This is a genomic window from Agilicoccus flavus (genome assembly GCF_014857905.1).
GTDB classification, from domain to species: Bacteria; Actinomycetota; Actinomycetes; order Actinomycetales; family Dermatophilaceae; genus Agilicoccus; species Agilicoccus flavus.
In genome coordinates this window covers 101,847-126,492 of sequence record NZ_JACYXE010000009.1, presented here as the reverse complement: position 1 = coordinate 126,492, position 24,646 = coordinate 101,847, and the positions used below count along the sequence as shown (strand labels likewise).

Genomic DNA, 24,646 nt, shown 5'->3' with positions numbered 1-24,646 from the left:
GTGATGGCGAACTGGTCGGTGGTGACCGGACCCTACCGCCGCGGCCGCTTCCCGCGCACGGCAGCGGCACGCCGCCCCTGCGGCGCCCGCAACGGATCGACGTCCGTATCGTCGTCCCGGTCCGGGTGGAACCGGACGATTCCCCTGACGTCGACCTCCGAAGGATCGCGCATGGACTCGAACTCACCCGGAACCGCGCTCGTCGTCGGCGCGACCGGCATCTCCGGCCAGACCGTCTGCCGCGAACTGTGCGAGCGGGGCTGGACGACGTACGGACTGTCGCGGCGCTCGACGCTCGCCGACCCCGACGTTCTCCCCGTGCGGGCCGACCTGCTCGACGCCGACTCGCTGCGGGCCGCCCTCGCCGACGTCGCGCCGCAGGCCGTGTTCATCACGGCGTGGCAGAAGCGCGACACGGAGGCCGAGAACATCGAGGTCAACGGGGCCATCGTCCGCAACGTCCTCGACGCGCTCGCGCCGCACGGTTCGGTGCGACACGTCGCGCTGATGACCGGGCTCAAGCACTACCTCGGCCCGTTCGAGGACTACGGCACCCAGGTCGCGGCCGAGACCCCCTTCCACGAGGACGAGCCGCGGCTGGACTCGCCGAACTTCTACTACGCGCAGGAGGACGCGCTGTTCGCCGGCGCCGCCCGCCTGGGCGCCACGTGGAGCGTGCACCGGGCCCACACGGTCTTCGGGTTCGCGACCGGCAACGCGATGAACATGGCCCTGACCCTGTCCGTGTACGCCACCCTCTGCCGCGAGACCGGCGCCCCCTTCGTCTTCCCCGGTTCGGCGACCCAGTGGAACGGCCTCACCGACGTCACCGACGCCGGGCTGCTCGCCGAGCAGATGGTGTGGGCGGCGACCTCGCCGGCCGGCGCCGACGAGGCGTTCAACGTCGCCAACGGCGACGTCTTCCGCTGGCGGTGGCTGTGGCCGCGGATCGCCGAGCTCTTCGACGTCGAACCGGTCGGGTTCCAGGGCGAACCCCAGCCGCTCGAGGGGCGCATGGGGCACGCCGCCGAGGCGTGGCGGGAGATCGCCGCCCGGTACGACCTCGCCGAGCCCGACGTCGACCGCCTCGCGTCCTGGTGGCACACGGACAGCGACCTCGGGCGCGACCTCGAATGCCTCACCGACATGACGAAGAGCCGGCAGGCCGGCTTCCTCGGCTTCCGTTCCACGCCGGACAGCTTCGCGTCCCACGTCGAGGCCTACCGCCGCGCGCGGATCATCCCCTGACGCGGCCCGCCGCCGGCGACCGGCTCCCACGACGTGGACCATGCCGGTCGGGGCGGGCCATGCCGTTCGGGCGGCACGGCCGAGCCCGGTCGGCGTCGTCCACCCGCCGGGCCCTCCGGCGGGTGCGCCGTCGCCGGCGCGGAGGGGGCGGGGTCACGTCCCGGATCCGCGCGGGAGGAGGCTGGGGCGCATGAGCCTTCCCCGCACCCTCGGCCGTGTCCTCCTCGGCGGGTTCCTCGCCTTGGCCGGCGTCGGGCACCTGACGTACGCCCGGCGGGAGTTCCAGGCGCAGGTGCCGACGTGGATCCCGCTCGACCCCGACGCCGTCGTCCTCGCCTCCGGCGGCGTCGAGATCGGCCTCGGCCTGGCCCTGATGCTCTGGGTGCGGCGCCGCGTCACGCTCGGGTGGGTGGCCGCCGCGTTCTTCGTCGCGGTCTTCCCCGGCAACGTCTCCCAGTTCCTCACCCGCACCGACGCCTTCGGCCTCGATTCCGACCTCGCCCGCGGCCTGCGCCTCCTCGGTCAGCCGGTCCTCGTGGTGTGGGCCCTCTGGTGCACCGGGGCGTGGCGCGCGTGGCGGACCTCCCGCCGGTCGCTGCGCGACGGGTGAGCGATCGGGAAGAGCGGGATGCCCCGTCGCGGCCGGGGCGTCGCTAGCCTCGGGTGGGTCCGCACCGGGGCGCGCTCGCCGCCCCGGCCCCGACCACCGGAAGCTGGTGACCGTGGGCATCGTCGCCCTCCTCGTGTTCATCGCCGTCACCGTGGTGATGAACGTCCCGCTCAAGCGGCCGATCTCCGAGGCGCTCCTCGTCGCCCTCGTCGCGACGTCGCTGGTCGGGGGAGCCGACGCCCCCGGCCTCTTGTGGGCCGGCGTCCGCGACGCGGTCGACAACGACGTGACGTTCGCCGGCATGGCCTTCGTGTTCATGGGCGCCGTCGTGTCGGCGACCGGGCTCATCGAGCGCCTCATCGGCATCCTCAACTCCCTGTTCGGCCGGGTGCGCGGCGGCGCGGCCTACGTGTCGACGGCCGGCTCGGCGGCCATCGGCCTCGTGGCCGGGTCGACGGCCGGCAACGCGGCCACGGTCGGGTCGGTGACCATCCCGTGGATGAAGGAGAACGGGTGGTCGAGCACCCGGGCCGCGACCCTCGTCGCCGGCAACTCCGGGCTCGGGGTGTCGCTGCCGCCCAACTCGACGATGTTCATCCTCCTCGCGACCCCGGCCGCGGCGGGGGTCGCGGCCGGCGACGTCTACGTCGCCCTGCTGGTGGCGGGGATGTACTGCGTCATCTATCGGATGATCGTCGTCTTCGTCTGGACGCGGCGGGACGGGATCCGGCGCAGCCCGTCGGATCACCTGGCGCCGTTCGGCCGGGCTCTGCGCGACGGCTGGAGCTCGCTGCTCATCTTCGTCGGCATCCTCGTGCCCGTCGCGCTGACCTTCGGGCCGCTGGCGGACGTTTTGGGGGAGGAGTCGCGGCTCGGGGAGGAAGCGCGGGGTGAGATCTCGATCATCGTCTGGGTGCCCGTGCTCATCTCGGTCATCGCCCTCGTCGAGGGCCGGAAACGGCTCCGGGGCCGGTGGGGCACCCTGCGTCGAGCCCTGCGCGCCGAGACCCCCCAGTTCGCGACGGTCGGCATCTCGCTCTTCGCGGCGCTCGCGGCGTCGAACATCATGAGCGACCTCGGGGTCGGGCCCCAGCTCAGCGGCGCCCTCGCCGGCATGAACCTGCCCAAGCCGGTGCTCGTGCTCATCGTCAGCGCGGTGGCCGTGCTCGTGGCCACGCCCCTGTCGTCGACGGCGACCGCGGCCGCCGTGGGTGCGCCCGCCGTCATCGCGCCTTCTGTCGCGCTCACTGCGGCTCGCGAGCTCGCCTTCGTTCGCCGCTCGCCCTCGGGACCGTCGACGTCCCCACGACCGTCGCCATCTGCGCCGTGCTCATCTCCACCTCGACCGAGGGCGCGTCCCCGCCGGTCGGGGCCCCGATCTACCTCGCCTGCGGCATGGCCGAGGTGAACCCCCAGCGCACGTTCGTGCCGCTCGTGGTCTGGTTCGTCGTCCCGATCATCGGCCTGGCCTGGCTCGTGGCCATGGGCTGGCTCCCGATCCCCAACTGAGGCAAGGAGATTCCCGTGCGACGCGTCGTCGAGGTTTTGTTCTGGGCCACCCTCGTGGCCTTCCTCGTGCTCGGCCTGCTCATCGTCCTGGGGCAGGCCGCCGGGGTCGTCCTCGGCAGCGGCTCCCTCGTGGCCGGCACCGCCGGGCTGCTCGACGCGCCCGCGTTCTCGTGCGCGACGGCGTGCGCCGTGGCCGCCTTCGTCCTCGCCTACCTCGACGGCCCGTCGCAGCCCGAGGAGCCCGAGCAGTCCGGACAGGGCGCGGCCGCCCGGTAGGGGCCGGTGACCGACGCGCGCCCCGCCGGGCGGGGGTCGGGTCAGCCCTTGTCGGCCCCGGCGGTGAGTCCTTCGGTGAGGGCGCGCTCGGCGATGCCGTAGAGCACGATGATCGGCACCGTGAGCAGCACCGACCCGGCCATGAGGATCGTCTTGGGCACCTCGATGCCGTTCGAGAGTTGCGACAGCCCCAGCGACACCGTCCACAGCCCCGGCTTGGCCGCGAGGAAGAGCAGCGCGAAGAGGAACTCGTTCCACGCGATCATGAAGACGTACAGCGCGGTCGACATGATCGACGGCATGGCCAGGGGCAGGACGACCTTCGTCAGCGTCTGCCCCCGCGAGGCGCCGTCCAGCGCGGCGGCCTCCTCCAACGAGTCGGGGATCGTCTCGAAGTAGTTGCGCAGCATGTAGATCGAGACCGGCACGGTCTGCGCGACGTAGACGAGCATGAGCCCGGCGAGGGACTGGTAGAGGCCGATCTTCGAGAAGAGGATGACGAGCGGGATCGCGAGGACGATGGCCGGGAACAGGTACACCGCGAGGAACAGCGCGTTCACCTGACGGCGCCCCGTGAAGGTGAGTCGGGCCACCGCGTACGCGCCGAGGATCGACACGAGCAGCGTGATGAACACCGTGACGAGGGCGACGAGCGCCGAGTTCCGCATGAAGCCCGCGAACCCCTGGCCGCCCTCGTCGCGCGAGCGCAGCACGCTCGCGTACGTGTCGACCGTGAGCGTGGACAGGTCGGGCCAGATGCGCCACGGGTTGCGCAGGAGCTCGGAGATGGGCGTGAAGCTCAGCATGAGCATGTAGTAGAACGGAAAGACCGTGATGAACAGGAAGAAAGCGATCGTCACCCACTTGAGCACGCGGAAGGTCTTCACCTCGACGGCGTAGCGCGACATCACACCTCCTCCGTCCGGTTGGCCATGAACTTGATGTAGATGACGAGGAAGACGGCCATGACGAGGCTGAGGACGAGGGCCTGGGCCGCGGCACCACCGGCGTCGAACCGGCCGGTCAGGTAGTCGTAGACCCGCACCGCCGCGATGTCGGTGCCGGCGTTGCCGCCGGTCAGCAGATAGACGTCGTCGAACTTGTTGAACGTCATGATGAACCGCATCACCGACAACAGGGCGATGACGCTGAGCAGCTGCGGGAACAGGATGTGCCGGAAGTGCTGCAGCGGCGTCGCGCCGTCGATGAGGGCGGCCTCGTCCATCTCGCGGGGGACGGCGATGAGCCGGGCCATGATGAACATGAACGCGAACGGGAAATACCGCCAGATCTCGAACGCGATGACGGTCATGAGGGCGTACGGCTCCCGGCCGAGGAAGTCGATCGGCTGGTCCCAGCCGAGGAGGCGCGTCCCCATGGCGTTGACGACGCCGTACTGGGTGTTGAGCATCATCTGCCACACGAACGCGACGGCGACGACGGGCGCGACGTACGGCAGCAGCATGAGCGCCCGGACGACGGCCCGACCGCGGAACGCGTCACGCAGGGCGAGCGCCGCGACGAGTCCGACGGCGATCGACCCGATCGTCGAGCCCGCCGAGTAGATGAGCGTCGTGCCGATGCTCTGCCAGAAGCCGGGAGCGAGGATGACGCGCTCGATGTTCGAGAGGGTGTACGGCCCCGCGAGGCTGGCCTTGCGGATCTGCAGGAAGCTGAGCTTCTGGAACGCGAGGAGCACGTTCCACAGCACGGGGATGACGATGACGACGAGGACGACGATGACGGTGGGGCTCACCATCAGCCACCCGTCGCGGTTCTCCGCCCGCGCCCGGCGGCTGCGGCCGGGGCGCGTCGCCGGCGTGGTCGTCTCCGGCGGCCGTGCGGCCGCCGGAGACGTGGCCGGGGCCGTCACTGCAGTCCGCTCTTGATCTCGGTGACCGCGTCGTTCGCCTGCTTCTGCGCGTCGGCGGCGGAGGTGCCCGATCCGAGCGAGGCCACGGCCTTCGAGATCGGCAGTTCGGCCATGACCGACCCGAGCAGGCGACCCTGCCCCTGCGGGATGCCCCACACCTGCAGGTTCTTCACCGAGTCCTGCATGACCTTGAGCGTCTCGGGGGCGTACAGCGTCGACAGCGGCGCCTTCTTGTCGACCCCGGCGGGCAGCTTGGCCCACGCCTCCGCGTACTCGTTCGACCCCGCCGACGTGCCGAGGCGGACCGGGTACTTGCCCTCGGGAGCCTGCCCCAGCCACTTCGTGTAGCCGTCGGAGAGCATGTACTGCACCCACGCCTTGGCCTGCGCGGTCTCCTCGCCACCGGCGGTGACCACCCACGAGCTCACCTCGCCGAAGCCGCCCTGTCCGGAGCCGTTCGGGCCCTTGATGTTCGTGACGATGCCGGAGTTCTTCGAGAGGAACGTCGGGTCGGCCTTGCACTCCGGGCAGGTGGGCAGGGCGTCGTTCCGCAGGCCCGCCATCTCGTCGAGGATGAACGTCGACCACATGACCATGGCGGCCTGCCCGGAGAAGTAGGCGGCGCGGGTGGTGTCGACGTCCTGCTTGCCCTTGGGCGACGACTTCTGCGCCAGGTCGGCGTACAGGCCGAACGTCGTCGAGCAGTTGCCGCTGGACAGGGCCGGGTTGCCCGAACCGTCGACGAGCTGGCAGTCGTTGCCCACGGCGAGGCTCTCGAACGTCTGGGTCGTGAACGGGTCGGCCGGGTCGGTCGCGAGCGTGACGCCGAACTGCTTGCCCGAGGTCAGCTTCGTCGCCGCGGCCTGCAGGTCCTCGTACGTCTGCGGCGGCTTCAGCCCGGCCTTGGCGAAGAGGTCCTTGCGGTAGACGAGGATCTGGCTCCACGAGTCGGAAGGGACCGCGAGCTGCGCACCCTGGTCGGCGACGAGATCAAGGGCGCCCTTGGCGAACGTGTCCTTGCCGAGGGCGTCGACGACGGCGGTGTTGGCCTCACGGTCGACGAGCTGCTGACCGTCGATCTGGCGCACGTACCCCAGCGACAGGGACCCGATCGCGTCGGGCAGGTTGCCCGACTGGGCGGCGCTCGCGACGAGCTGGGGGAACTGGGCCTCGTCGATGCCCACGAGCTCGACCTGCGTGCCCGTCTTGGCCTGGAAGTCGGCGACGATCTTCTTCTGCTGCGCGATGCGGTCGGGCTGGTTCTCCAGCGACCACACGAGGAGCTTGCCGCCCCCGCCGGCGGTGCCGTCACCACCCGACGGTGACGCGGAACCCTCGTCGCCCCCGCCGCAGGAGGCGAGCAGGGTGGCGAGGACGGCGGTCGAGCCGACGAGCAGCGTCCGGGTGCGACGGGACATGGCAACCTCCTGGTCACGGGGCGCGTGCCGGATGCGTCCCGCCGCCCGGGTGGGCGAGGAGGACGCGACCCTGCGCCGGTTAGGGGCATATTGGACCACATCGCGTGGCCGGGCCACCGGAGGCGAACCCTGCCGAGGGCGCGCCGACGGGAACGATCAGGCGCGAGCGGACCGCAGGCGGGCGGCCTGCTCGTAGCGCGAGTCGAACCTGTCGCGGAAGCGGTCGAAGCCGACGCGTTCGACGGGCATGAGCAGTTCGAGGCGGTCGGCCCCGAATCGCCGGGCCGCCTCCGTCGCGACGGCCAGGGTCGCGGCGTACTGCTCCTCGAAGGGGGCGTCCGTGTGGGTCTCGCCCGAGAGCAGACCGAACGGTCCGGGGTCGGGCGCCTGCAGGAGCGTGCCGCGTTCGCGGTCGAGGTGCCGCAGGGTCAGGGGGTGCCCGTCGATGGCGTCCGTCACGGTGAGGGTGTAGCTGATCGGGCCGTGGTGATCGAGGAGCGCGGCCCGTGCCAGCAGCAGGCTGACGAGGTCGCCGAGCTTGGCCTCGACGTCGGCCAGGAGGACGTGGCCGGGGTGGGCGTGCGTGTCCGTCTCGGACAACAGGCCGTTGCGCGTCCCGCCGATCGCGGTGATGCCGCCCGGCCCGAGGCCGAGGAGCACCTCGAGATAGGGGTTCCCACCGTGGTCGAGGCGGTACGTGGCGGTGTGGAACTCCTCGCGGACGTCGACGAGGGGCTCGCCGGTCGCGTACGCGATGGGCCCGAGGGGGAAGTCGCCGATCGCGGTCGCCAGTTCCGCGAGATCGGCGAGGTCGCCGGGCCGGCTCCCCACGGACAGGTCGACGTCACCCAGCCGCCCGACGCCCACCACCCAGGCGGCCTGCGCCGTGGTGAGCTCGGCTGCTGCGATCTCGAGCGAGGCGAGCACCAGGTCATCGACCATCGTGGAATCTACGTACACGTCGTGGGAGGGCCCCGCGGAAAGGCATAGCACGGGCCGATTCAGCTCACGGTCCAGGACGATCGATCGACCCGAATCCCGGGCGATTCGACACGACGGATTATCGAGTCGGCCGGGGCCGGCGCCATCGGGGTCGGCGCGGTGGGCTCAGGGTGCGACGGACCCCGCCCGCGCCTTGATCGCCGGGGGGAGCAGCAGCTGAGGGCCGGGCGCGCCGAACCGCTCGGCCAGCTCCACGGCGATGTCGTAGGCGGCGGCGTGGCCGAGGTCGTTCTCACCCACGACGTAATCGAAGCCCATCGGATCGAAGGCTCGGTGACGGACGTCGAGGTCCATCTCGCCGGTGATCTCGTCGAGGCAGCGCAATCCCAGCGGCTCGTCGGCGACGTCGCAGAAGAGCGCCAGCAGCACGCGGGTTGGGCCGCGGTAGCCGATCTGGGCGCACCGGACCTCGAGGAAGACGAGGAGGTCGGCGACTCCGGCCTCCACGTCGGCGAGGAAGACGTGGGAGGCCGTCATCGTGCCGGGAGAGACCTGGCCGCGCCGCGTGCCCGCGACGGCCACGAACCCGCCAGGCCCGAGTTCGAGCTCCACGGAGATGAACGGATTCCCGTCGTCGTCCGGCATGTCGATGCGCGCGGTGTGGAACGGCGGTTCGGAGGCGATGCTGATGGGGTTGCGGCCGTAGGCCAGGGGACCCGTGGGGAAGGCTCCGGTGGCGTGGGCCTCGGACAGGACGACGTTGAGGTCCCCGGACGTGCTCGGGAGATCTGCGTCGACGCCCACGGGCCGCGCGACCCCGACGACCCACGCCTCGTGGGCCGTGTCGAGCCGGGTGGCGATCGCACGGGCGTGGGCGAGGAGGCCGACGTCCGGCGACGGTCCGTGGGCGGCGTCGTCGCCGGGCGGAGGGTGGGTCACACGGCCATCGTAAGACTCGGCAACGGGTGGAGTAGCCCCCCGCGCCACGTGAAATGATATGGGGCCGTGCGGTGGTCCGGTCGGGCACTTTGCTCAGATCGGGGCCGAATCGTCCGACCGGTCCGACATGAGCGATTGGCGGCAGGACGTGGTCGATGCCCTCGCGCGGATGCGAGTGAGCTTCGGCGCGCGCACGGCCGCGCGCAACCTGCCCGATTGCCTCGATCCCGGTGAACTCGTGCGCGAACTCGTGGCCTGTACCTACGCCGGCGGCGACGGCCTGCTCGTCCTCACCGACCGCCGGGTCCTCGCGGTCCGCGACGACTACGGGCGCTACCGGGTGCAGGCGGTGCCGCTCGCGGAGGCGTACGCCGTCGACTACGCACCGAAGGTGCACGACGGGCTCGGCGTCCTCACCCCGAGCGGGCGGATCGCGGTCCGTCGCATGAACCGCGAGGACAGCGGCCGTCTGGTCCACGCGCTGGTCACCGCGCATCCGCACGTCGTCATCGGCGCCAGTCGCCCCCGCCCGCCGGCGGCCCCCACCGGGCGCCCCGCCGCCCCGGCGACGCCCGCGGCGTCGGTCGCGGCGCCGACCCCGGCTGCCCCCTCGGTCCCCGCATCGAGGGCGACCGTGCAGCCGGAGGCGCCGGCGTCACCTCCGACCGCCGAGGTCGCCGCGCCCGTCGAGGCGCCGGCGGCGGACCCCGTCGACTCGGCCGTCGACGCCGACACCGACGTGCTGCTCGGCGTGCTCGCCGACCTGCACGCCAAGGGGCTGCTCACCTCCGACGAGCTCGCCGCGAAGATCGCCCAGCTCACCGCGTCCTCGGCCGGGCCCGCCGCGTCGTGAACCGGGCGGACCGTCAGCCGCGCAGCAGGTCGCGCGAGATGACGAGCCGCTGGATCTGGTTGGTGCCCTCGAAGATCTGCGTCACCTTCGCCTCCCGCATGTACCGCTCGACGGGGAAGTCCTTCGTGTAGCCGGCGCCGCCGAGCACCTGGACCGCGTCGGTGGTGACGCGCATCGCGGCGTCGGTGCAGACGAGCTTCGCGACGCTCGCCTGCCGCCCGACGCTGCGACCGGCGTCCTTGAGGCGGGCCGCGTGCAGGTACGTGGCCCGCGCCGAGGCGACCGCCGCCTCCATGTCGGCGAGCAGGAACGCGAGGCCCTGGAACTCGCCGATGCGGCGGCCGAACTGCTCGCGCTCGTTCGCGTAGCGGACGGCGACGTCGAGGGCCGCCTGCGCGAGGCCGGTCGCGGCGGCGGCGATGCCGAGGCGCCCCGCGTCGAGGGCCGACAGGGCGATGCCCATGCCCTGACCCTCCGCGCCGATGCGATCGTCGGCCGGGACTCGCACGTCCTCGAAGATCACCTGGCCGACGGTGTCGCTGTCGAGGCCCATCTTGCGCTCGGGCGCCGCGAAGACGAGGCCGGGCGCGTCGGCGGGCACGTGGAAACACGACAGCCCGCGGCCGCCGTCGTCGCTCGTGCGGGCGAAGACCGTGTAGAAGTCGGCGTGCCCCGCGTGGCTGATCCACGCCTTCGTCCCGCGCAGCCGGTACTCCTCGCCGTCGCGGATCGCGCGCGTGGAGATGCCGGCGACGTCCGACCCCGCGGTCGGCTCGGACAGGCAGTACGCGCCCAGGGTCGCTCCGCCGAGCATGCTCGGCAGCAGCCGGTCCCGCTGCGCGGCGGTGCCGAACGCGACGACGGGGTTGCAGGTGAGGGAGTGCACGCTCACCCCCACGGCGACGCTCATCCACGCGCTCGCGATCTCCTCGAGGACCTGCAGGTAGACCTCGTAGTCCTGCCCGCCCCCGCCGATGTCCTCGGGGTAGGCGAGGGTCAGCAGGCCCGAGCGGCCGAGGAGGTCGAAGATCTCGCGCGGGAAACGCGCCTGCGCCTCGGCGTCGTCGACCACCGGGCGTAGCCGGTCGTCGCAGATCTCGCGGGTCAGGTCGATGAGGTCGTGGGCGTCGGCGGTGGGCAGGAGGCGGTCGACGGGCATGCGTCGACGGTATCCGGCCCCCGCCTCCGGCGGTGAGGTTCCCGACGCACCGCACGGATGGCGCGACCGGCATCTGCGGAGCTTCTGGCCTTGTAGAGCCGCACCTGCGGTATCTTCGTCGCCATGGAGGACGTATCCGCGCCGAGGTATCGGGTCCGCGAGGCGGCCGAGTTGCTCGGAGTGAGCGATGACACCCTGCGCCGCTGGATCGACCAGGGCGCCCTGGCGGGGCGGCGTGCCGGCGCCGACCGCCTCTGGGTCGACGGGGTCGACCTCGCCGCCTTCGCCCGTGCGCGGGCCGCCGCCCCGCCGGAGGGGCTCGGCATCGGCTCGAGCGCGAGGAACCGCTTCACGGGCCTCGTCACGCGCGTCGTGTCCGACCGTGTCATGAGCGAGGTCGAGCTCCAGTGCGGCCCCTTCGCCGTCGTGTCGCTCATGAGCACCGAGTCGGTCCGGGTGCTCGGCCTCGCCCCGGGAGCCCGCGCCGTCGCCGTGGTCAAGGCGACGACCGTCATCGTCGACACCCCGGCGTCGTCGTGACCGCCGGGGAGGCCGGGGTCGGGCGGGGGCGACCTTCCCGGCGTCCGAGGTCGTGGCGCCGAAGCGCCGGGCTCGCGGCGCTCGTCGCGGTGCTTGCCGGATGCGGTGCGGGCGTCCCGTCGGCGCAGACGCCGTCGGGGTCGGCGGCCGGCAGCGGCGCGGGCGCCTCCATCACCGTCTTCGCGGCCGCCTCGCTGGCTCGGCCGTTCGAGGAGATCGGCGCGCAGGTCGAGCGCACCCACCCCGGCTCCGACGTGCGTTTCCAGTTCGCGGGCTCGGCCGACCTCGTGACACAGCTGCGCGAGGGCGCCCCCGGCGACGTCCTCGCCACCGCCGACGAGGCGAGCATGGCGCGCGCAGCCTCGGCCGGCCTGGTCGAGGAGACCGCCCCGTTCGCGACGAACACGCTGACGATCGTCGTCCCGACGGGCAACCCGGCCGCGATCACATCGTTCGCCGACCTCGCCCACGACGGCGTCGCCACCGTCGTCTGCGCCCCCCAGGTCCCGTGCGGCGCCGCCACGGAACGGGTCGAGGCGCTCACCGGGGTACGGCTCTCGCCGGTGAGCGAGGAGAACCGCGTCGACGACGTCCTCGGCAAGATCACGTCGGGGCAGGCCGACGCGGGCGTCGTGTACGTCACCGACGCGCTCCGGGCCGGCGAGGCCGTGGCGCGGGTAGACGTCCCCGAGGCCGACCGGGCGGTCAACCGGTACCCGATCGGCGTCCTCGCGGGGGCGGGCGGAGCCGACGCCTCGCACCGCGGCCCGAACCGGGCGTTGGCCACGGCGTTCGTCGACGCGGTGCGCGGGGGGCCGGGTCGGGCCGCCCTGACCCGAGCCGGGTTCGGCACGCCGTGACCGGGTCGACGGCGGCTCCCCACCTCACCCGTCGACCCACCACCGGCCGGTCGAGGCGCCCGGGCCCGGGGCTTCCCACGTGGGTGTACGTGCCCGCCGTGCTCGGGATCGTCGTCGTCGTCCTTCCCGTGGTCGGCATGGCGGCGAGGGTCGGCTGGGCCGACCTGCCCGCCCTGCTGAGCAGCCCCGCCGCCCTCGACGCCCTGCGCCTCAGCCTCCTGACCTCGAGCGCGAGCACGCTCGCGTGCATCGTCCTCGGCGTCCCGCTCGCACTCGTCCTCGCCCGAACACGGTTCCCGGGCCAGGGCCTGCTGCGGGCGCTCGTGCTGCTCCCGCTCGTGCTGCCGCCCGTCGTCGGGGGGCTGGCACTGCTCGCGACGTTCGGCCGCACGGGCCTGCTCGGCGCGCACCTCGAGGCGCTCGGCGTGCGGATCGCCTTCAGCACGGTCGCGGTGGTCCTCGCGCAGACGTTCGTCGCGTTGCCCTTCCTCGTCGTGGGGCTCGAGGGGGCGCTGCGCACGGCCGGACGGGACCACGAGGCCGTCGCGGCGACCCTCGGTGCGTCGCCGACGCACGTCCTCGCCCGCGTCACCCTTCCGCTCACCCTGCCCGGCCTCGTGTCCGGGGCGGTGCTCGCGTTCGCCCGCTCCCTCGGCGAATTCGGAGCGACGCTGACGTTCGCCGGGTCGCTGCAAGGCCGCACCCGCACGCTGCCGTTGGAGATCTACCTCGCCCGCGAGGCCGACCCCGACGCAGCGCTCGCCCTCGCGCTGTTGCTCGTCGTCGTCGCTCTCGTCGTGGTCGGGGCCGTCCACGGGCGGTCCCGGTCGTGACGGCCCTCGCCCCGGCGATGCGGTCCGGCCGCGGCGCCGGTCTGACGCTGACGTCCCGGCTCGCCACGCACGGCGTCGACGTCACGCTCGACGTCCCGGCGGGAGCGGTCCTCGCGCTCCTCGGGCCGAACGGCTCGGGCAAGTCGACCACGCTCGGAGTGGCCGCCGGGCTCGTGCACCCGGATGCCGGGCGCGTCGCCCTCGGCGAGAAGGTGCTCCTCGACGTCGGCGCGGGGATCGACGTTCCCCCCCACCGGCGCGGCGTCGCGCTCCTGCGCCAGGACGCGCTGCTCTTCCCGCACCTGTCCGTGGCCGACAATGTGGCCTTCGCGCCGCGGGCGGCCGGGGCGTCGCGCCGCGCTGCGGCCGCCGCGGCCGGGCACTGGTTGGCGCAGGTCGGCGCCCTCGACCTCGCCGCCCGCCGCCCGGACGAGCTGTCCGGCGGGCAGGCGCAGCGTGTGGCCCTCGCGAGGGCCCTCGCGGCAGACCCACACCTGCTCCTGCTCGACGAGCCGTTTGCGGCGCTCGACGTCCGCAGCGCCCCCGAGCTGCGCGGCCTCGTCCGCCGCGTGCTCCTCGAGGCCGGGCGGACGGCCGTCGTCGTCACCCACGACGTGCTCGACGTCGTCGCGCTCGCCGACCACGTCGCCGTGCTCGAGGCCGGCGAGGTCGTCGAACGCGGCCCGGTCCGCGACGTGCTCGCGGCCCCGCGAAGCGCCTTCGCCGCGGGGATGGTCGGCACCAACCTGCTCACCGGGACCGCGCTCGGCCGCGGCCGCCTCGCCCTGGCAGGGGGCCCGGTCGTCGTCGGGGTGGGGGAGGTCCTCGCCGGGCCGGCGGTGGCCGTCTGCCCGCCGCGCGCCGTGGCGCTCTACCGCCCACCCACCGGCCTCGCCGAGCCGCCCGCCGGCAGCCCCCGGAACGTCCTGCCCGGGGCCGTGCTCGACGCGACCGACCGGGCGGGTGTGATCCGCGTGCGGGTGGCCCTCGACGATCCGGCCGGTGGCGCCCCCGGCCCGCACGTGATCGCCGCCGATGTCACCCCCGCGGCCTACGCCGACCTCCGGCTCGAGCCCGGCGCCCGCGTCCGCGCCGTCGTCAAGGCGCAGGAGGTCGCGCTGCACCCCGGCGGGCGCGGCGACGACCCCGCCGCACCAGTCGCCCCTGACGCCCTGACTGATCGGTCAGGACCTTAGCGACGCACCTCCCGGTGGCCGCCGTCGAGGCGCCGGGTCCAGCCGCGGGTGTCGAGGTGTTCGAGCAGGGGGATCGCGACGCGCCGGGTCGTGCCCAGGGCCTGGCGGGCCTCGCTCGTCGTGAACGGCTGGGGCAGGGCGGCGAGGACGCGCATCGCCCGCGCGGGCGCGGTGGGCGACAGGACGACCTCGTCGCGCAGTCGCACGAGGCGCCCCAGGGCGGCGGCCGCGGCGACGTGGGCCGCGTCGAGCCCCGCGGCGGCGAGGTCGTCCGCCTCGGGGGCGGCGAACGGCTCGGTGCGCCACCGCTCCTCCCATCGCGCGAGACCCGCCTCGGCCGCACCGAGGTCCGGACGGGCGCCCGGACGACCCACGCGCCCCCGCTCGACCTCCAGGCCCGCCCCCGAGCGACCCGTCGCCACCACCGCGGCCGTCTCGGGGTCCGGCAGGCCCGCGGCGTCGGCGGCCGCCTTGAGGGACATGCGGGGATCGAGCGGGTGCGCGGCGGCGTGGGCGTCGACGGCCCCCGCGAGGGCGGCGGCCCACCCGTCCCACGTGGCCGCCGAGACGAGCAGGGCCCCGATCCGACGGACCCGGGGCTCGTCCGGGGCGAGGACGCTCGGATCCAACCCCAGCGCGAGGGCGCGATCGACCGTGAGCCGGCCGCGTCGCTCGACCTCCGTCAGCAGGTCGAGGGGGCCGGCGGCGAGGTGGTCGCCCCGCCGGGCGGCCTCGCCGCGCCGGGTGAGCTCGGCGGGGTCGGCCTCGACGACGCGCGCCCCCCACAGGGCGTGTCCGGAGGCGTCGCCCGGGTCGCGCAGCAGCACCCGGTCCCCGACGGCGACGGGCAACGGGTGGGCGAGGGTGAGGCGGGCCGCGTCCGGGCCCAGCGGCCGGCGGTGGACCTCGACCCCGGCCGTCCCGAGATGCAGGGTCAGACCCGCCGGGGCCTGGGCCCACCGCTCGCCCGCGCCGCCGTCGAGCACGACGTCGACGCGGACGGTCTCGGGCAGGGACCCGGGCGTGAGCAGGCTCTGGCCCCGGTGGACGTCGCCGTGCTCCACGCCGCGGAGGTTGACGGCCACCCGGGCCGGCGCGGGGACACGCTCCCTCGGCTCGCCGAGGCACTCGAGCCCCCGGACTCGGACCCGGACCCGGACCCGGACCCGGACCCGGACCCGCCGACGGTCGCGGGCCTGGGTTCCGACGGTCAGCTCGAGCTCGTCGCCGACGGCGAGGGTGCCGTGGCTCAGCGTGCCGGTGACGACGGTGCCGGCGCCCACGACGGGGAACACGCGGTCGATCCACAGCCGGACGGGGCCGTCGATGCGCGGGGCGGGCATCCCCAGTGCGAGGTCGTCCAGCAGTTCCCGGAGCCGGGGCAGACCCGCGCCGGTGCGGGCGCTGACGGCGACGTCGGGGACGTGGGCCAGGGAGGTGCTCGCGAACTTCCGTCGCGCCGCGGCCAGGGCGGGCCCGGGGTCCGCGAGGTCGCTGCGGGTGACGACCAGCAGGCCGTGTCGGACGGCCAGGGCGTCGAGCGCGGCGAGGTGCTCGTCGGACTGCGCCTCCCAGCCGCCGTCGGCCGCGACGACGAACATCACGGCGGGGGCGGGTCCGATCCCGGCGAGCATGTTGCCGATGAACCGCCGATGGCCGGGCACGTCGACGAACGCGAGCCGGTCGCCCGAGGCCGTCGTCGTCCAGGCGTAGCCGAGGTCGACGGTGAGGCCGCGCCGCTTCTCCTCCGCGAGCCGGTCGGGTTCCATCCCGGTGAGGGCGCGCACGAGGGTGGACTTGCCGTGGTCGACGTGACCGGCGGTGGCGACGACGTGCATGTCGGACATGGTCCTTCCCAGTTCGTCGAGGGCGGTCAGGCCCCGGCCGCGTCGACCGGTGTCGGCGCCTGCGGGTCGCCGCGCAGGACCGCGACGAGCGCCTCCTGCAGGACGGGCCCGTCGGCCTCCGGGACGCACCGCAGGTCGATCAGGGTGGCGCCGCGTTCGACCCGGGCGACGACGGGCGTCGCGCCCGTTCGGAGCTGCGCCGTGAGGTCGCCGGGCAGCGCGACGGCCCACCCGGGCAGGTCGAGACCCGGGGCGCCGCCGCCGCCGACGCGCCCGGCGACCGCCACGACCTCGCCGGCCCCGACGGCGTCGGCGAGCTCGATCGTGCGCTCCCGCAGGCGGTCCGGGTCGACGTGCAGGGCGAGGTCGGTGGGGGTGGGGCCGCCGCGCAGGGTCGCCTCGAGCGCGGCCAGGGTGAGCTTGTCGACGCGCAGGGCCCGCGCGAGGGGGTGGCGCCGCAGGGTGTGCACGAGGTCGGCCCGGCCGAGGGCGAGCCCCGCCTGCGGCCCGCCGAGCAGCTTGTCGCCGCTGCACGTGACGACGTCCGCGCCCGCCGCCAGCGCGGTGGCGGCGTCGGGCTCGTCGGGCAGCAGCGGATCCGGGCGCAGGAGGCCGCTGCCGATGTCGGCGAGCAGGGGCACTCCGGCGGGGCGGCACACGGCGGCGAGGTCGCGGGTGGAGGCGGCGCCGGTGAACCCCTCGATCCGGAAGTTGCTCGGGTGCACCTTGAGGACGAGGCCGGTCGCGGGGCCGAGGGCGCCGGCGTAGTCCCGGGCCTGGGTGCGGTTCGTCGTCCCGACCTCGACGAGGCGGGCGCCGGTCGAGGCCATGAGCTCGGGCAGCCGGAAGCCGTCGCCGATCTCGACCATCTCGCCCCGGCTCACGACGACCTCGGGGCGGCCCGCGGCCACGGCGAGGGCCGTGGTCGCGAGGACGAGCGCGGCGGCGCCGTTGTTGACGACGAGCACGTCCTCGGCGGCCGGGACCGCCCGGGCGAGAGCGGCGAGGGTGCCGCGGCCGCGGCGGGCCCGCTCGCCGGTGCGCAGGTCGAACTCGACGTCGACGTAGCCGGCGGCGTCGAGCAGCGCGCGGCGGGCGTCGGGGGACAGGGGCGCTCGGCCGATGTTGGTGTGGAGCACGACGCCTGTCGCGTTGAGGACCGGGCGGAGGTCGCTTGGGTGCGCTGACCGTTCGGTCAGGATCTCCGACACGTGGGCGATCACCTGCTCCGGGGCGAGGTGCCCGGCGCGCGCCGACCCCTGGGCCGCCGCCACCTCCGCCTTGACCGCATCGCCGCCGAGCCGGGGCAGGAAGGGTGCGACCGACGGGTCGGCGAGGACCGCGTCGGTGCGCGGAATGCGTCGGCGGGGGTCGTCACCGCTCACGTGGGCCTCCCGCCGATGTCTGCGGCGGCGTCGGCACCCGCCGTGTGCGGCCACCCTAAGGCGAGGGACGCGCCGGGCGCGGACCGGCCTCGACACGGGCGGTCCGGGCGCAGGACCGCCCGGATCGGCCTCCGACCGGGCACGATGGTGGCGGAACGAGGAGGTGGACGGTGAGCGACGACGATCTGCTGCCGTCGTGGATCAACGGCGGCGACGACACGGGCCCCCGCGGACGGGGCGGACGCGCCGACCGGTCCGATCGGCGACGCGATGACGCGTCGGCCGACGACGCGGCCGGGGTCGACGACGGCGCCGGCGAGGTCGCCTTCGAGGTCGAGCGCGGCGCCGACGAGGGGTGGATCGCCATCGCGCCCCTGGCCGGCGAGACGTTCGCCCCCGACGGGCCCTCGCCGGCCGGTGCAGAGCCCGACCTGCACGCCGTAGGGGCGCCCGTCGCGGGCCTGCTGTGGCCCGACGGCCCCGAGGTCGACCGCTCCGAGGTCCCCGTGGCGGACATGACCGGCCTGTGGCTGTCCGCGGAGACCGGCCGGGAGAGTCCGCTGCGCATCGACGGCCAGCCCCTCGACCCCCGCGACGCCGGGATCGACGACGACCTCGCCCTGCGCCTGCTCGACTACTCCGACATGTGGGCCCGCGACTGGGACCCGGCCACGGGATGGCGCCCCCGCGCCCGCCCCGACGACTTCGAGGCGCTCGGCGGGCACCTCGCGCGGCGCCTCAAGGACGCCCTCGGCGCCACCGAGGTGACGCTCTACCTCGCGCACCTGGGCCGCTCCGGCGTCGTCGTCGTGCCGCCGGCGGAGGAGCGTGAGCCGATCCGCGTCCGACTGATGAACGAGTACGGGGCGCCCATGCCGGTCTGGGGCGACTTCGTCACCGAGGCCGGCGTGGGGAGCTTCTCCTCCGAGCTCAACCTCAAGCTCGAGGCCTGGGCCGAGGTGTTCGCCGAGAACATGCACCACGAGACCGGTTGGCGCCGTCCGGAGATCGTCCGCGCCTACCGGGCGCAGGCGTACGCGTTGGCCGAGCAGATGCGCGACGAGCTCGGCCCCGATTACGTCGTCGACGTCGACCTGTGGGAGCTGGACGGCGACGGGCCGGGGGACGACGGGCGCTGACCGGGCGGCGTCGCGTCGGGCCCCGACGGTTCAGACGTCCAGGGGCGCGCGCCGCAGCAGGTAGGTGTCCATGACCCAGCCGTGCCGCTCCCGGGCCTGCGCGCGCACCCGCTCGATCTCGGGTAACACCTCGCCCAGCCGACCCGACACGAGCAGTTCGTCGGGGGTGCCGAGGTAGGCGCCCCAATAGACGTCCACATCGTCGTCGGCGTAGGCGCGGCACTCGAGGTGGGAGTCGAGCATGACGACGACGTCGTCGACGCCGTCGGGCCACGCCTGCGCGAGCCGGCGGCCGGTCGTGATCTGGACCGCGCCCGCCACGCGGTTGAGGGGGATGCGGTGGCGCGCGGTGAGCGCGTGCACGGCGCTGACTCCGGCGACGACGTCGTGGTCCGCCTCGAGGCCGCCCGCGAGCAGGTCCTCGACCATGCGGATCGTCCCGTCGTACAGGGACGGGTCGCCCCAGACGAGGAACCCGCCCACCCCGTCGGGCCCGAGCTCGCCCTCGATCGCCGCGCGCAGGCGGCGGACGCGCTCGTCGCGCCACGCGACGACCGCCGCCTCGTAGGCCGCGGCGTCGGCCGGGTCGCGGTCGCGGGGCGGGTCGGGCACGTAGACGAGGCGGCCCGGGTCGTCGGGGACGAACCGGTCGACGATCGCCTCCCGCGCGCGGGTGAGGTCGGAGGCCGGGCCCGGCTTGTCGAGCACGAAGAACGCCTCGACCTCGCGGAGTGCCTCGACGGCCTCCACCGTGACGAACCCGGGGTCACCGGCCCCGATCCCGATGATGCGCAGTCGTCGCATGGTGTCCTTTCGTGCCGCCCGCTCGAGTGAGCACGGGCCGAGGTGGGTGGCGGAGGCGGACGGGAATCGAACCCGCCTACGACGGATACCGCCGTACTCCGGTGTTGAAGACCGGGGGGACCACCAGGAACCCTGACGCCTCCACGGTCAGCCTAACCAGCCCGCCGCACGCGCTTCGACCTCCCGGCACCCCGCCGGGCCCGGCGTCCCCCTCGCGGCCCCAGGGCGGCGGCGCTGCCGAGCTGCGTAGGGTTCCGGCATGACCTCCACCACCGCGCCCGACGGGTCGGCGCCCCCGATCCGCCTCACGCAGTACGCCGCCGGCGGGGGGTGCGCGTGCAAGATCCCGGCGGGTCGGCTGGAGTCCATGCTCGCCGGGCTGGTCGGGGCGGGGGCCCGTCCGGGCGACGGCGCCGGCGGCCTCATCGTCGGGCTCGACGACGGGGACGACGCCGCCGCCGTGCGAATCGAGGGGGGCGCGGCCGTCATCTCGACGACCGACTTCTTCACCCCCGTCGTCGACGACGCCTACGACTGGGGGCGGATCGCCGCGGCCAACGCCCTCTCGGACGTGTATGCGATGGGGGGTCGGCCGATCCTCGCGATCAACGTCGTCGCGTGGCCGGTCGACGTCCTGCCCGACGAGCTGCTCGCCGAGGTGCTGCGCGGCGGGCTCGACGTGGCGACGCAGGCCGGGTGCCCCGTCGCCGGCGGGCACTCCATCACCGGCCCCGAGCCCGTCTACGGCATGGCCGTCACCGGGATCGGCGACCCGGACCGCTTGCTGCGCAACGACGCCGCCGAGCCCGGCCTGCCGATCAGCCTCACCAAGCCGCTCGGCGTGGGCCTGCTCAACAACCGGCACAAGGCCACGGGGGAGCGTTCGCAGGCGGCGATCGATTCGATGACGACCCTCAACCGCGACGCGGGCGCGGCGGCCCTCGCGGCGGGGGCGCGCGCGGCCACCGACGTCACCGGCTTCGGGCTGCTCGGGCACCTGTCGAAGATGTGCCGCGCCTCGGGCGTGAGCGCCGTCGTCGACCACGCGACCGTGCCGTACCTGCCGGGGGCCCGCGAGGCGCTGCGCGACGGGTTCGTGCCCGGCGGCAGCCGCCGGAACCTCGACTGGGTCCGCCCCCACCTCCGGGCGGACGTCGGCGAGGACGAGCTGCTCCTCCTCGCCGACGCCCAGACCAGCGGCGGGCTCCTCGTCGTCGGCGAGGTGCCCGGCGCCCCGGTCGTCGGCGAGACCCGCCCGGCGGGCGAGACGCGCATCGTCGTGCGCTGAGGCCGCGAGGTCGCCGGCAGGGCCTCGCGCCGCGCGTGCCGGTCGGTGGGAGCGGTGCACGGCCGGGCACGCCGTCGGCGAGATCACGGCCGGGTGGAGCCGACCAGGGCGTCCGGGCGGGCAGTCCCGCCGACGACGAGGGGCTCCGCGCGCCCGACCTCCCGCGCGAGAGGATGGACCCATGTCGTCCGCGTCGCCTCGCGTCCTCGTGCTCGCCCTCGGCGGCACCATTGCCTCGGTCCCCATCGCCTCCGGCGGGTCGGCGCCGTCGCTGACCGCGCAGGACCTCGTCGCCATCCCGGGTCTCGCCGACGAGGCGCGCATCGAGGCCCGCACGATCCGGTCGACGTCGTCCGCGGGCGTCGTCCCGCAGGATCTCGTGGGCATCGCCGCCGAGGTCCGGCGCCGCAGCGGCGGCACCGAGGACGCCGCCGACGGTGCCGGCGACGACACCCGGGAGATCGACGGCGTCGTCGTGACGCAGGGGACCGACACCCTCGAGGAGAGCGCCTTCCTCCTCGACATGCTGCTGCGCCCCCGGGTCCCGGTCGTCGTCACCGGCGCGATGCGCACGCCCGGCACGCCCGGCGCGGACGGCCCGGCCAACGTCCTCGCGGCCGTGCGGGTCGCCGCGAGCCCGGCGGCGCGCGGGCTCGGGGTGCTCGCGGTCCTCGACGACGAGATCCACGCGGCGGCCGCGGTCGCCAAGCGCCACACGAGCTCGACCGCGGCCTTCGTCAGCCCGGGCGGCGGCCCCCTGGGGCGGGTGATCGAGGGGCGGGTCCGGCTCGACGTGCGCCCCGCGCACGCCACTCCACACGTGCCCGTGCAGGAGGGCGCGAGCTGGCCGTGGGTGCCCGTCGTGCGCGTCGGCCTCGGGGCCGAGCCGCGGGACGTCACCGCGTTCTCGGGGGCGGACGCCGTCGTCGTCGAGGGTGTGGGAGGCGGTCACGTGCCGGAGCGGCTCGTGGGTCCGCTCGCCGACCTGGCCGACCGCGTCCCGGTCGTCCTCGCGGCCCGACCGGGGGCCGGCGGCACGTTGAGCCGCACGTACGGCTACCCCGGGTCCGAGATCGACCTGCTGCGCCGCGGCCTGATCGGCGCCGGACGCCTCGACGCCCTCAAGGCCCGGCTGCTCATGGCGGCCGTCTTCGCCGGCGACTCCCGCGCCGGCCACGACGACGTGCGCCGCGTCTTCGCCGAGCTCGACTGAGCGACGACGCCACGGCCGGACGCCGGTCGCCCGTTCGCGTCCGTGGGCCGACGGAAGAACCATTCGGGCCTGGTCGACGCCGGCCCGGGCCACCTGCGGATCCGGACGCGACTGCGGGGCAACACCTTTCGGTTTGCCCCTCATCTTGTGGGCCTGCCGACCCGGCCCGAATGGTTCGTGGCCGGCGACGACCGGTCGGTCAGGGGTGCGCGTTGGGCGGCGTCAGCCCGTCGTGATGCCGTGCGGGTCGGAGCCGGCGGCGCGCCGCGCGGCGAGGCGCGCCCGCTGCGGTTCGACGGTGTACCGCGGGTCCTTGGCCGAGGCGATCCCCGCCTCGAAGACCGCGAACCGGATGAGGGCCGAGGCCGCGTTGAGCGCGATCCCCGCGGCCACCGCCGCGGGCCGGTTGCGCCCGAACGCGGCGGTCACGGCGAGTCCCCCGAGGGCCGCGGCCTGGCTGACCCGGCCGAACCGCCCCGGCCGGCCCTCGTGCAGCGGCTCGGCGAGCATGCCCAGGCGCTTCTCCATGAGGTGGTGGGCGACGAACTCCATGGCTCCGCCGAGCAGCGCGACCCGGCGCGCCGGCGCCGCCTCCTGCGTGGGCGTCGTCACCATCGCGAATCCGCCGGCGGCGAGCAGCGCCGACCCGACGAAGACGAACGGCAGTTCGCGGTAGGCGCCGTGCCACGTGGGCGTGGCCGTGTCGGCGAGCAGGACCGCGGTGTAGGCGGCCAGCGGGGGAGCGAAAGCGGCCGAGCCGAGCGCCATCGGACGGTCGGCGAACCGGGCCACCGCGGCGACCCGGCCGAGGGCGCCCGTGGTCGGGAGGACGGCGCGGGCGACCTCGCACGCGAACGCCCCGCCGGTGAAGGCGCCGTACCCGGTGAGGATCCACGTGCCCACCGACATCGGCGACGTGAGCTTGACCGTCCGCATCATGTTGAGGAACCGGCTCGGCTTGCCGAGGTCGGCGACGAGGGCTCCCATCGAGCCGGCCAGGGCCGCGACCGCCGTGTATCGGGTGTTCCGGCGCAGCGTGTCGCGTCCGGAGAGCTCGGCGCCGGCCGCGAGCATGGCCGACCCCGCCGCGAGCCCGCCGAGGTAGAGGTAGGCCGGGATCTCGTGCTTCCACGGGGCGGGCTTGACGATCTGCCGGCCGTAGTACGACGAGAACTGCGCGTCGGGGACCATGACGTCCTCGCGCCCATGACCCCGCCCCTTGCGCCGGCCGAACCGGCGCCCGCCCGCCCGGCCGGCGGTGCCGTCCACCGGCCCGCCCGGCGCGTCCGGCCCGCCGGCATCACCGTCGTCGGTGGCCGCGTCGGCGCGGCCCGGGCGCGGTCCGTCGACCCGGCCCTGCGGCGGGGTGAACACGAGCGTCTCGTCGGGGTCCAGCCGGCTCATCGCCGCCCCCCGAGGAACGCGGCCGCGGCGAGACCGATCATCGCGCTCGCGGCGAAGCCGGCCTTGCGGAAGATGTCGGGCAGGTCGGCGGTCGTGACGATCGGGTCGGGCGGGAGGCCGTACACCTCCGGCTCGTCGAGGAGGAGGAAGACCGCGCCGGTGCCCCCGACGCCGTCGTTCTCGTTGGCGCCGTACACGCGGGCCTCCGTGAACCCGTTGGCGTGCAGGGCGTCGGCGCGTTCCTGGGCGCGGCGGCGCATGTCGGCGAGGTCGCCGAACTGGATCGACGTCGTCGGGCACGCCTGCGCGCAGGCCGGGGTCTGGTCGACGCCGAGCCGGTCATAGCAGAGGGTGCACTTCTGGGCGATGCCGTGCTCGACGTCCAGGACGTACTTCGCCTCGGCCTCGGGCGGCGCCTCCCGGCGCTCGATGACGCCGAACGGGCAGGCCGGCACGCAGTAGCCGCAGCCGTTGCACACGTCGTCCTGGACGACGACGGTCCCGAACTCGGTCCGGAACAGGGCACCGGTCGGGCACACGTCGAGGCACCCGGCGTGCGTGCAGTGCTTGCACACGTCGGAGGCCATGAGCCAGCGGAAGTCGGGCAGCGTGCCGGTGGCGGCGGCCAGCTCCGCCGCGTCCCGGGCGGCGCCCAGGTCGGTGACGTCGGGGCCCACCTGTCCGACGGGCGCACCGCCGCCGCACCCGCCGCCCGAACCCGACCCGCAGCCGCAGCCCGACCCGCCGTCGGCGGCCGCGAGGCCCGACCCGGAGGCGATGGTGCCGGGACCGCCCAGCGGCAGGGGGCCGGGCGTGGCGCGGGAGAGGCGCTGGGCCGTGGCCGACGGCAGCGGCTCGCCCTGCGGGCGCAGCGCGGGCATCCCGAGGTCGACGAGGGCCCGGCCCGACTCGCGCGCGGTCTCGATCCGCTCGGTCGTCTGCTCCACGAAGGCGACGTGTCGCCACGTGTTCGCGCCGAGCGAGATCGAGTTGTCGTAGGAGTCGCCCGTCATCCCGAGGCGGTCCATGGGGATGCCGTTCCACTGCTTGCAGGCGACCTCGCACGCCTTGCAGCCGATGCAGATGGAGGTGTCGGTGAAGAACCCCTTCCGCGGCGGCGGGTCCTCCCAGCCGGCGTCCCGGGCGGGGTCGGTCGGCCCGGCCAACTGCTGGTGCCAGAAACTCATGCCTCGTCCTCGTCCTCGCGTGGGTCGGCGGGGTACGACCCGGCCGCGGCGTCGCCCTCGTCGTATCGGCCGCCGTCCCCGTCGGAGTCGCCCGAGTCGTCCTCGGGTGTGGGGGAGGCCTGG

At 74.7% G+C, this 24,646-nt stretch carries 24 protein-coding genes and 1 tRNA gene; 13 read left to right on the top strand and 12 right to left on the bottom strand.

All coding sequences use genetic code 11. From position 1 onward, the window contains the following. The first annotated feature begins 171 nt into the window (after positions 1-171). The 5 genes from ICW24_RS14005 (at position 172) to ICW24_RS13990 (ending at position 3,643) form a co-directional block, all read left to right on the top strand. On the top strand, positions 172-1,248 hold the full coding sequence (locus ICW24_RS14005; RefSeq protein ID WP_226346338.1) for an SDR family oxidoreductase: 1,077 nt from the start codon (positions 172-174) through the stop codon (positions 1,246-1,248). Positions 1,249-1,438: 190 nt separating this feature from the next. Further along, a complete protein-coding gene (locus tag ICW24_RS14000; RefSeq protein WP_226346337.1) occupies positions 1,439-1,858 on the top strand; it encodes a DoxX family protein in 420 nt (139 codons plus the stop codon). Positions 1,859-1,970: 112 nt separating this feature from the next. Beyond that, positions 1,971-3,266: a TRAP transporter large permease subunit gene (locus ICW24_RS13995; protein ID WP_226346336.1), complete on the top strand. Its 1,296-nt coding sequence runs from the start codon at positions 1,971-1,973 to the stop codon at positions 3,264-3,266. Continuing rightward, positions 3,185-3,367, top strand: a complete 183-nt coding sequence (locus ICW24_RS19955) for a TRAP transporter large permease subunit (RefSeq protein ID WP_372360721.1) — start codon at positions 3,185-3,187, stop codon at positions 3,365-3,367. The genes ICW24_RS13995 and ICW24_RS19955 overlap by 82 nt, the downstream gene beginning before the upstream one ends. 15 nt (positions 3,368-3,382) lie before the next feature. Continuing rightward, positions 3,383-3,643: a hypothetical protein gene (locus ICW24_RS13990; RefSeq protein WP_226346335.1), complete on the top strand. Its 261-nt coding sequence runs from the start codon at positions 3,383-3,385 to the stop codon at positions 3,641-3,643. Between the two features lie 41 nt (positions 3,644-3,684). On the opposite strand, the gene ICW24_RS13985 is transcribed toward ICW24_RS13990, so the two are convergent. From ICW24_RS13985 to ICW24_RS13965, 5 genes are all read right to left on the bottom strand, one after another. After that, a complete protein-coding gene (locus ICW24_RS13985) occupies positions 3,685-4,551 on the bottom strand; it encodes a carbohydrate ABC transporter permease (RefSeq protein ID WP_226346334.1) in 867 nt (288 codons plus the stop codon). Then, positions 4,551-5,402 (bottom strand): carbohydrate ABC transporter permease, encoded by an 852-nt coding sequence (locus ICW24_RS13980; RefSeq protein ID WP_226346333.1) that lies wholly within the window; start codon positions 5,400-5,402, stop codon positions 4,551-4,553. Before ICW24_RS13980 ends, ICW24_RS13985 begins: the two co-directional genes overlap by 1 nt. Positions 5,403-5,512: 110 nt before the next feature. Then, positions 5,513-6,934 (bottom strand): ABC transporter substrate-binding protein, encoded by a 1,422-nt coding sequence (locus tag ICW24_RS13975; protein ID WP_226346332.1) that lies wholly within the window; start codon positions 6,932-6,934, stop codon positions 5,513-5,515. A gap of 156 nt (positions 6,935-7,090) precedes the next feature. Further along, positions 7,091-7,876 carry a hypothetical protein gene (locus ICW24_RS13970; protein ID WP_226346331.1) on the bottom strand — a complete coding sequence of 262 codons (786 nt, stop codon included), beginning with the start codon at positions 7,874-7,876 and terminating at the stop codon, positions 7,091-7,093. Between the two features lie 165 nt (positions 7,877-8,041). Continuing rightward, the gene (locus tag ICW24_RS13965; RefSeq protein ID WP_226346330.1) at positions 8,042-8,815 is read right to left on the bottom strand and encodes a hypothetical protein; all 774 of its coding nucleotides are present in this window, start codon (positions 8,813-8,815) and stop codon (positions 8,042-8,044) included. Positions 8,816-8,942: 127 nt separating this feature from the next. Between ICW24_RS13965 and ICW24_RS13960 the strand changes: the two genes are divergently transcribed. After that, a complete protein-coding gene (locus tag ICW24_RS13960) occupies positions 8,943-9,668 on the top strand; it encodes a hypothetical protein (protein ID WP_226346329.1) in 726 nt (241 codons plus the stop codon). Between the two features lie 13 nt (positions 9,669-9,681). Here ICW24_RS13960 and ICW24_RS13955 read toward each other — a convergent pair whose 3' ends face one another. Then, positions 9,682-10,827, bottom strand: a complete 1,146-nt coding sequence (locus ICW24_RS13955) for an acyl-CoA dehydrogenase family protein (RefSeq protein WP_226346328.1) — start codon at positions 10,825-10,827, stop codon at positions 9,682-9,684. A gap of 123 nt (positions 10,828-10,950) precedes the next feature. Here ICW24_RS13955 and ICW24_RS13950 point away from each other — a divergent pair, with 123 nt between their 5' ends. From ICW24_RS13950 to ICW24_RS13935, 4 genes are all read left to right on the top strand, one after another. Continuing rightward, complete coding sequence (locus tag ICW24_RS13950) at positions 10,951-11,367, top strand: TOBE domain-containing protein (RefSeq protein ID WP_226346327.1); 417 nt, start codon at positions 10,951-10,953, stop codon at positions 11,365-11,367. Between the two features lie 89 nt (positions 11,368-11,456). Then, the gene (gene modA / locus ICW24_RS13945) at positions 11,457-12,227 is read left to right on the top strand and encodes a molybdate ABC transporter substrate-binding protein (RefSeq protein ID WP_226346326.1); all 771 of its coding nucleotides are present in this window, start codon (positions 11,457-11,459) and stop codon (positions 12,225-12,227) included. A gap of 89 nt (positions 12,228-12,316) precedes the next feature. After that, on the top strand, positions 12,317-13,060 hold the full coding sequence (locus ICW24_RS13940; protein WP_307781352.1) for an ABC transporter permease: 744 nt from the start codon (positions 12,317-12,319) through the stop codon (positions 13,058-13,060). After that, positions 13,057-14,256 (top strand): sulfate/molybdate ABC transporter ATP-binding protein, encoded by a 1,200-nt coding sequence (locus tag ICW24_RS13935; RefSeq protein WP_226346324.1) that lies wholly within the window; start codon positions 13,057-13,059, stop codon positions 14,254-14,256. Before ICW24_RS13940 ends, ICW24_RS13935 begins: the two co-directional genes overlap by 4 nt. On the opposite strand, the gene ICW24_RS13930 is transcribed toward ICW24_RS13935, so the two are convergent. Together ICW24_RS13930 and selA are read right to left on the bottom strand one after the other, a co-directional pair. Further along, positions 14,253-16,103: a SelB domain-containing protein gene (locus ICW24_RS13930; RefSeq protein WP_307781351.1), complete on the bottom strand. Its 1,851-nt coding sequence runs from the start codon at positions 16,101-16,103 to the stop codon at positions 14,253-14,255. The two genes, ICW24_RS13935 and ICW24_RS13930, sit on opposite strands and share 4 nt — an antisense overlap. 26 nt (positions 16,104-16,129) lie before the next feature. Then, positions 16,130-17,488 (bottom strand): L-seryl-tRNA(Sec) selenium transferase, encoded by a 1,359-nt coding sequence (gene selA / locus ICW24_RS13925; protein WP_226346323.1) that lies wholly within the window; start codon positions 17,486-17,488, stop codon positions 16,130-16,132. A gap of 170 nt (positions 17,489-17,658) precedes the next feature. Here selA and ICW24_RS13920 point away from each other — a divergent pair, with 170 nt between their 5' ends. Continuing rightward, the gene (locus tag ICW24_RS13920; RefSeq protein WP_226346322.1) at positions 17,659-18,627 is read left to right on the top strand and encodes an immunity protein CdiI family protein; all 969 of its coding nucleotides are present in this window, start codon (positions 17,659-17,661) and stop codon (positions 18,625-18,627) included. Between the two features lie 30 nt (positions 18,628-18,657). Here ICW24_RS13920 and cobF read toward each other — a convergent pair whose 3' ends face one another. Next, a complete protein-coding gene (gene cobF / locus ICW24_RS13915; protein WP_226346321.1) occupies positions 18,658-19,431 on the bottom strand; it encodes a precorrin-6A synthase (deacetylating) in 774 nt (257 codons plus the stop codon). 47 nt (positions 19,432-19,478) lie between these two features. Further along, a tRNA-Sec gene (locus ICW24_RS13910) sits at positions 19,479-19,574 on the bottom strand. 116 nt (positions 19,575-19,690) lie between these two features. Between ICW24_RS13910 and selD the strand changes: the two genes are divergently transcribed. Together selD and ICW24_RS13900 are read left to right on the top strand one after the other, a co-directional pair. Further along, entirely contained in the window at positions 19,691-20,719 is a 1,029-nt protein-coding gene (gene selD, locus ICW24_RS13905) for a selenide, water dikinase SelD (protein ID WP_226346320.1), read from the top strand. A gap of 181 nt (positions 20,720-20,900) precedes the next feature. Beyond that, complete coding sequence (locus ICW24_RS13900) at positions 20,901-21,932, top strand: asparaginase (RefSeq protein ID WP_226346319.1); 1,032 nt, start codon at positions 20,901-20,903, stop codon at positions 21,930-21,932. 222 nt (positions 21,933-22,154) lie between these two features. On the opposite strand, the gene nrfD is transcribed toward ICW24_RS13900, so the two are convergent. After that, positions 22,155-23,336: an NrfD/PsrC family molybdoenzyme membrane anchor subunit gene (gene nrfD / locus ICW24_RS13895; protein ID WP_226346318.1), complete on the bottom strand. Its 1,182-nt coding sequence runs from the start codon at positions 23,334-23,336 to the stop codon at positions 22,155-22,157. Beyond that, positions 23,333-24,523: a 4Fe-4S dicluster domain-containing protein gene (locus tag ICW24_RS13890; protein ID WP_226346317.1), complete on the bottom strand. Its 1,191-nt coding sequence runs from the start codon at positions 24,521-24,523 to the stop codon at positions 23,333-23,335. The genes nrfD and ICW24_RS13890 overlap by 4 nt, the downstream gene beginning before the upstream one ends. Positions 24,524-24,646: the final 123 nt, after the last annotated feature.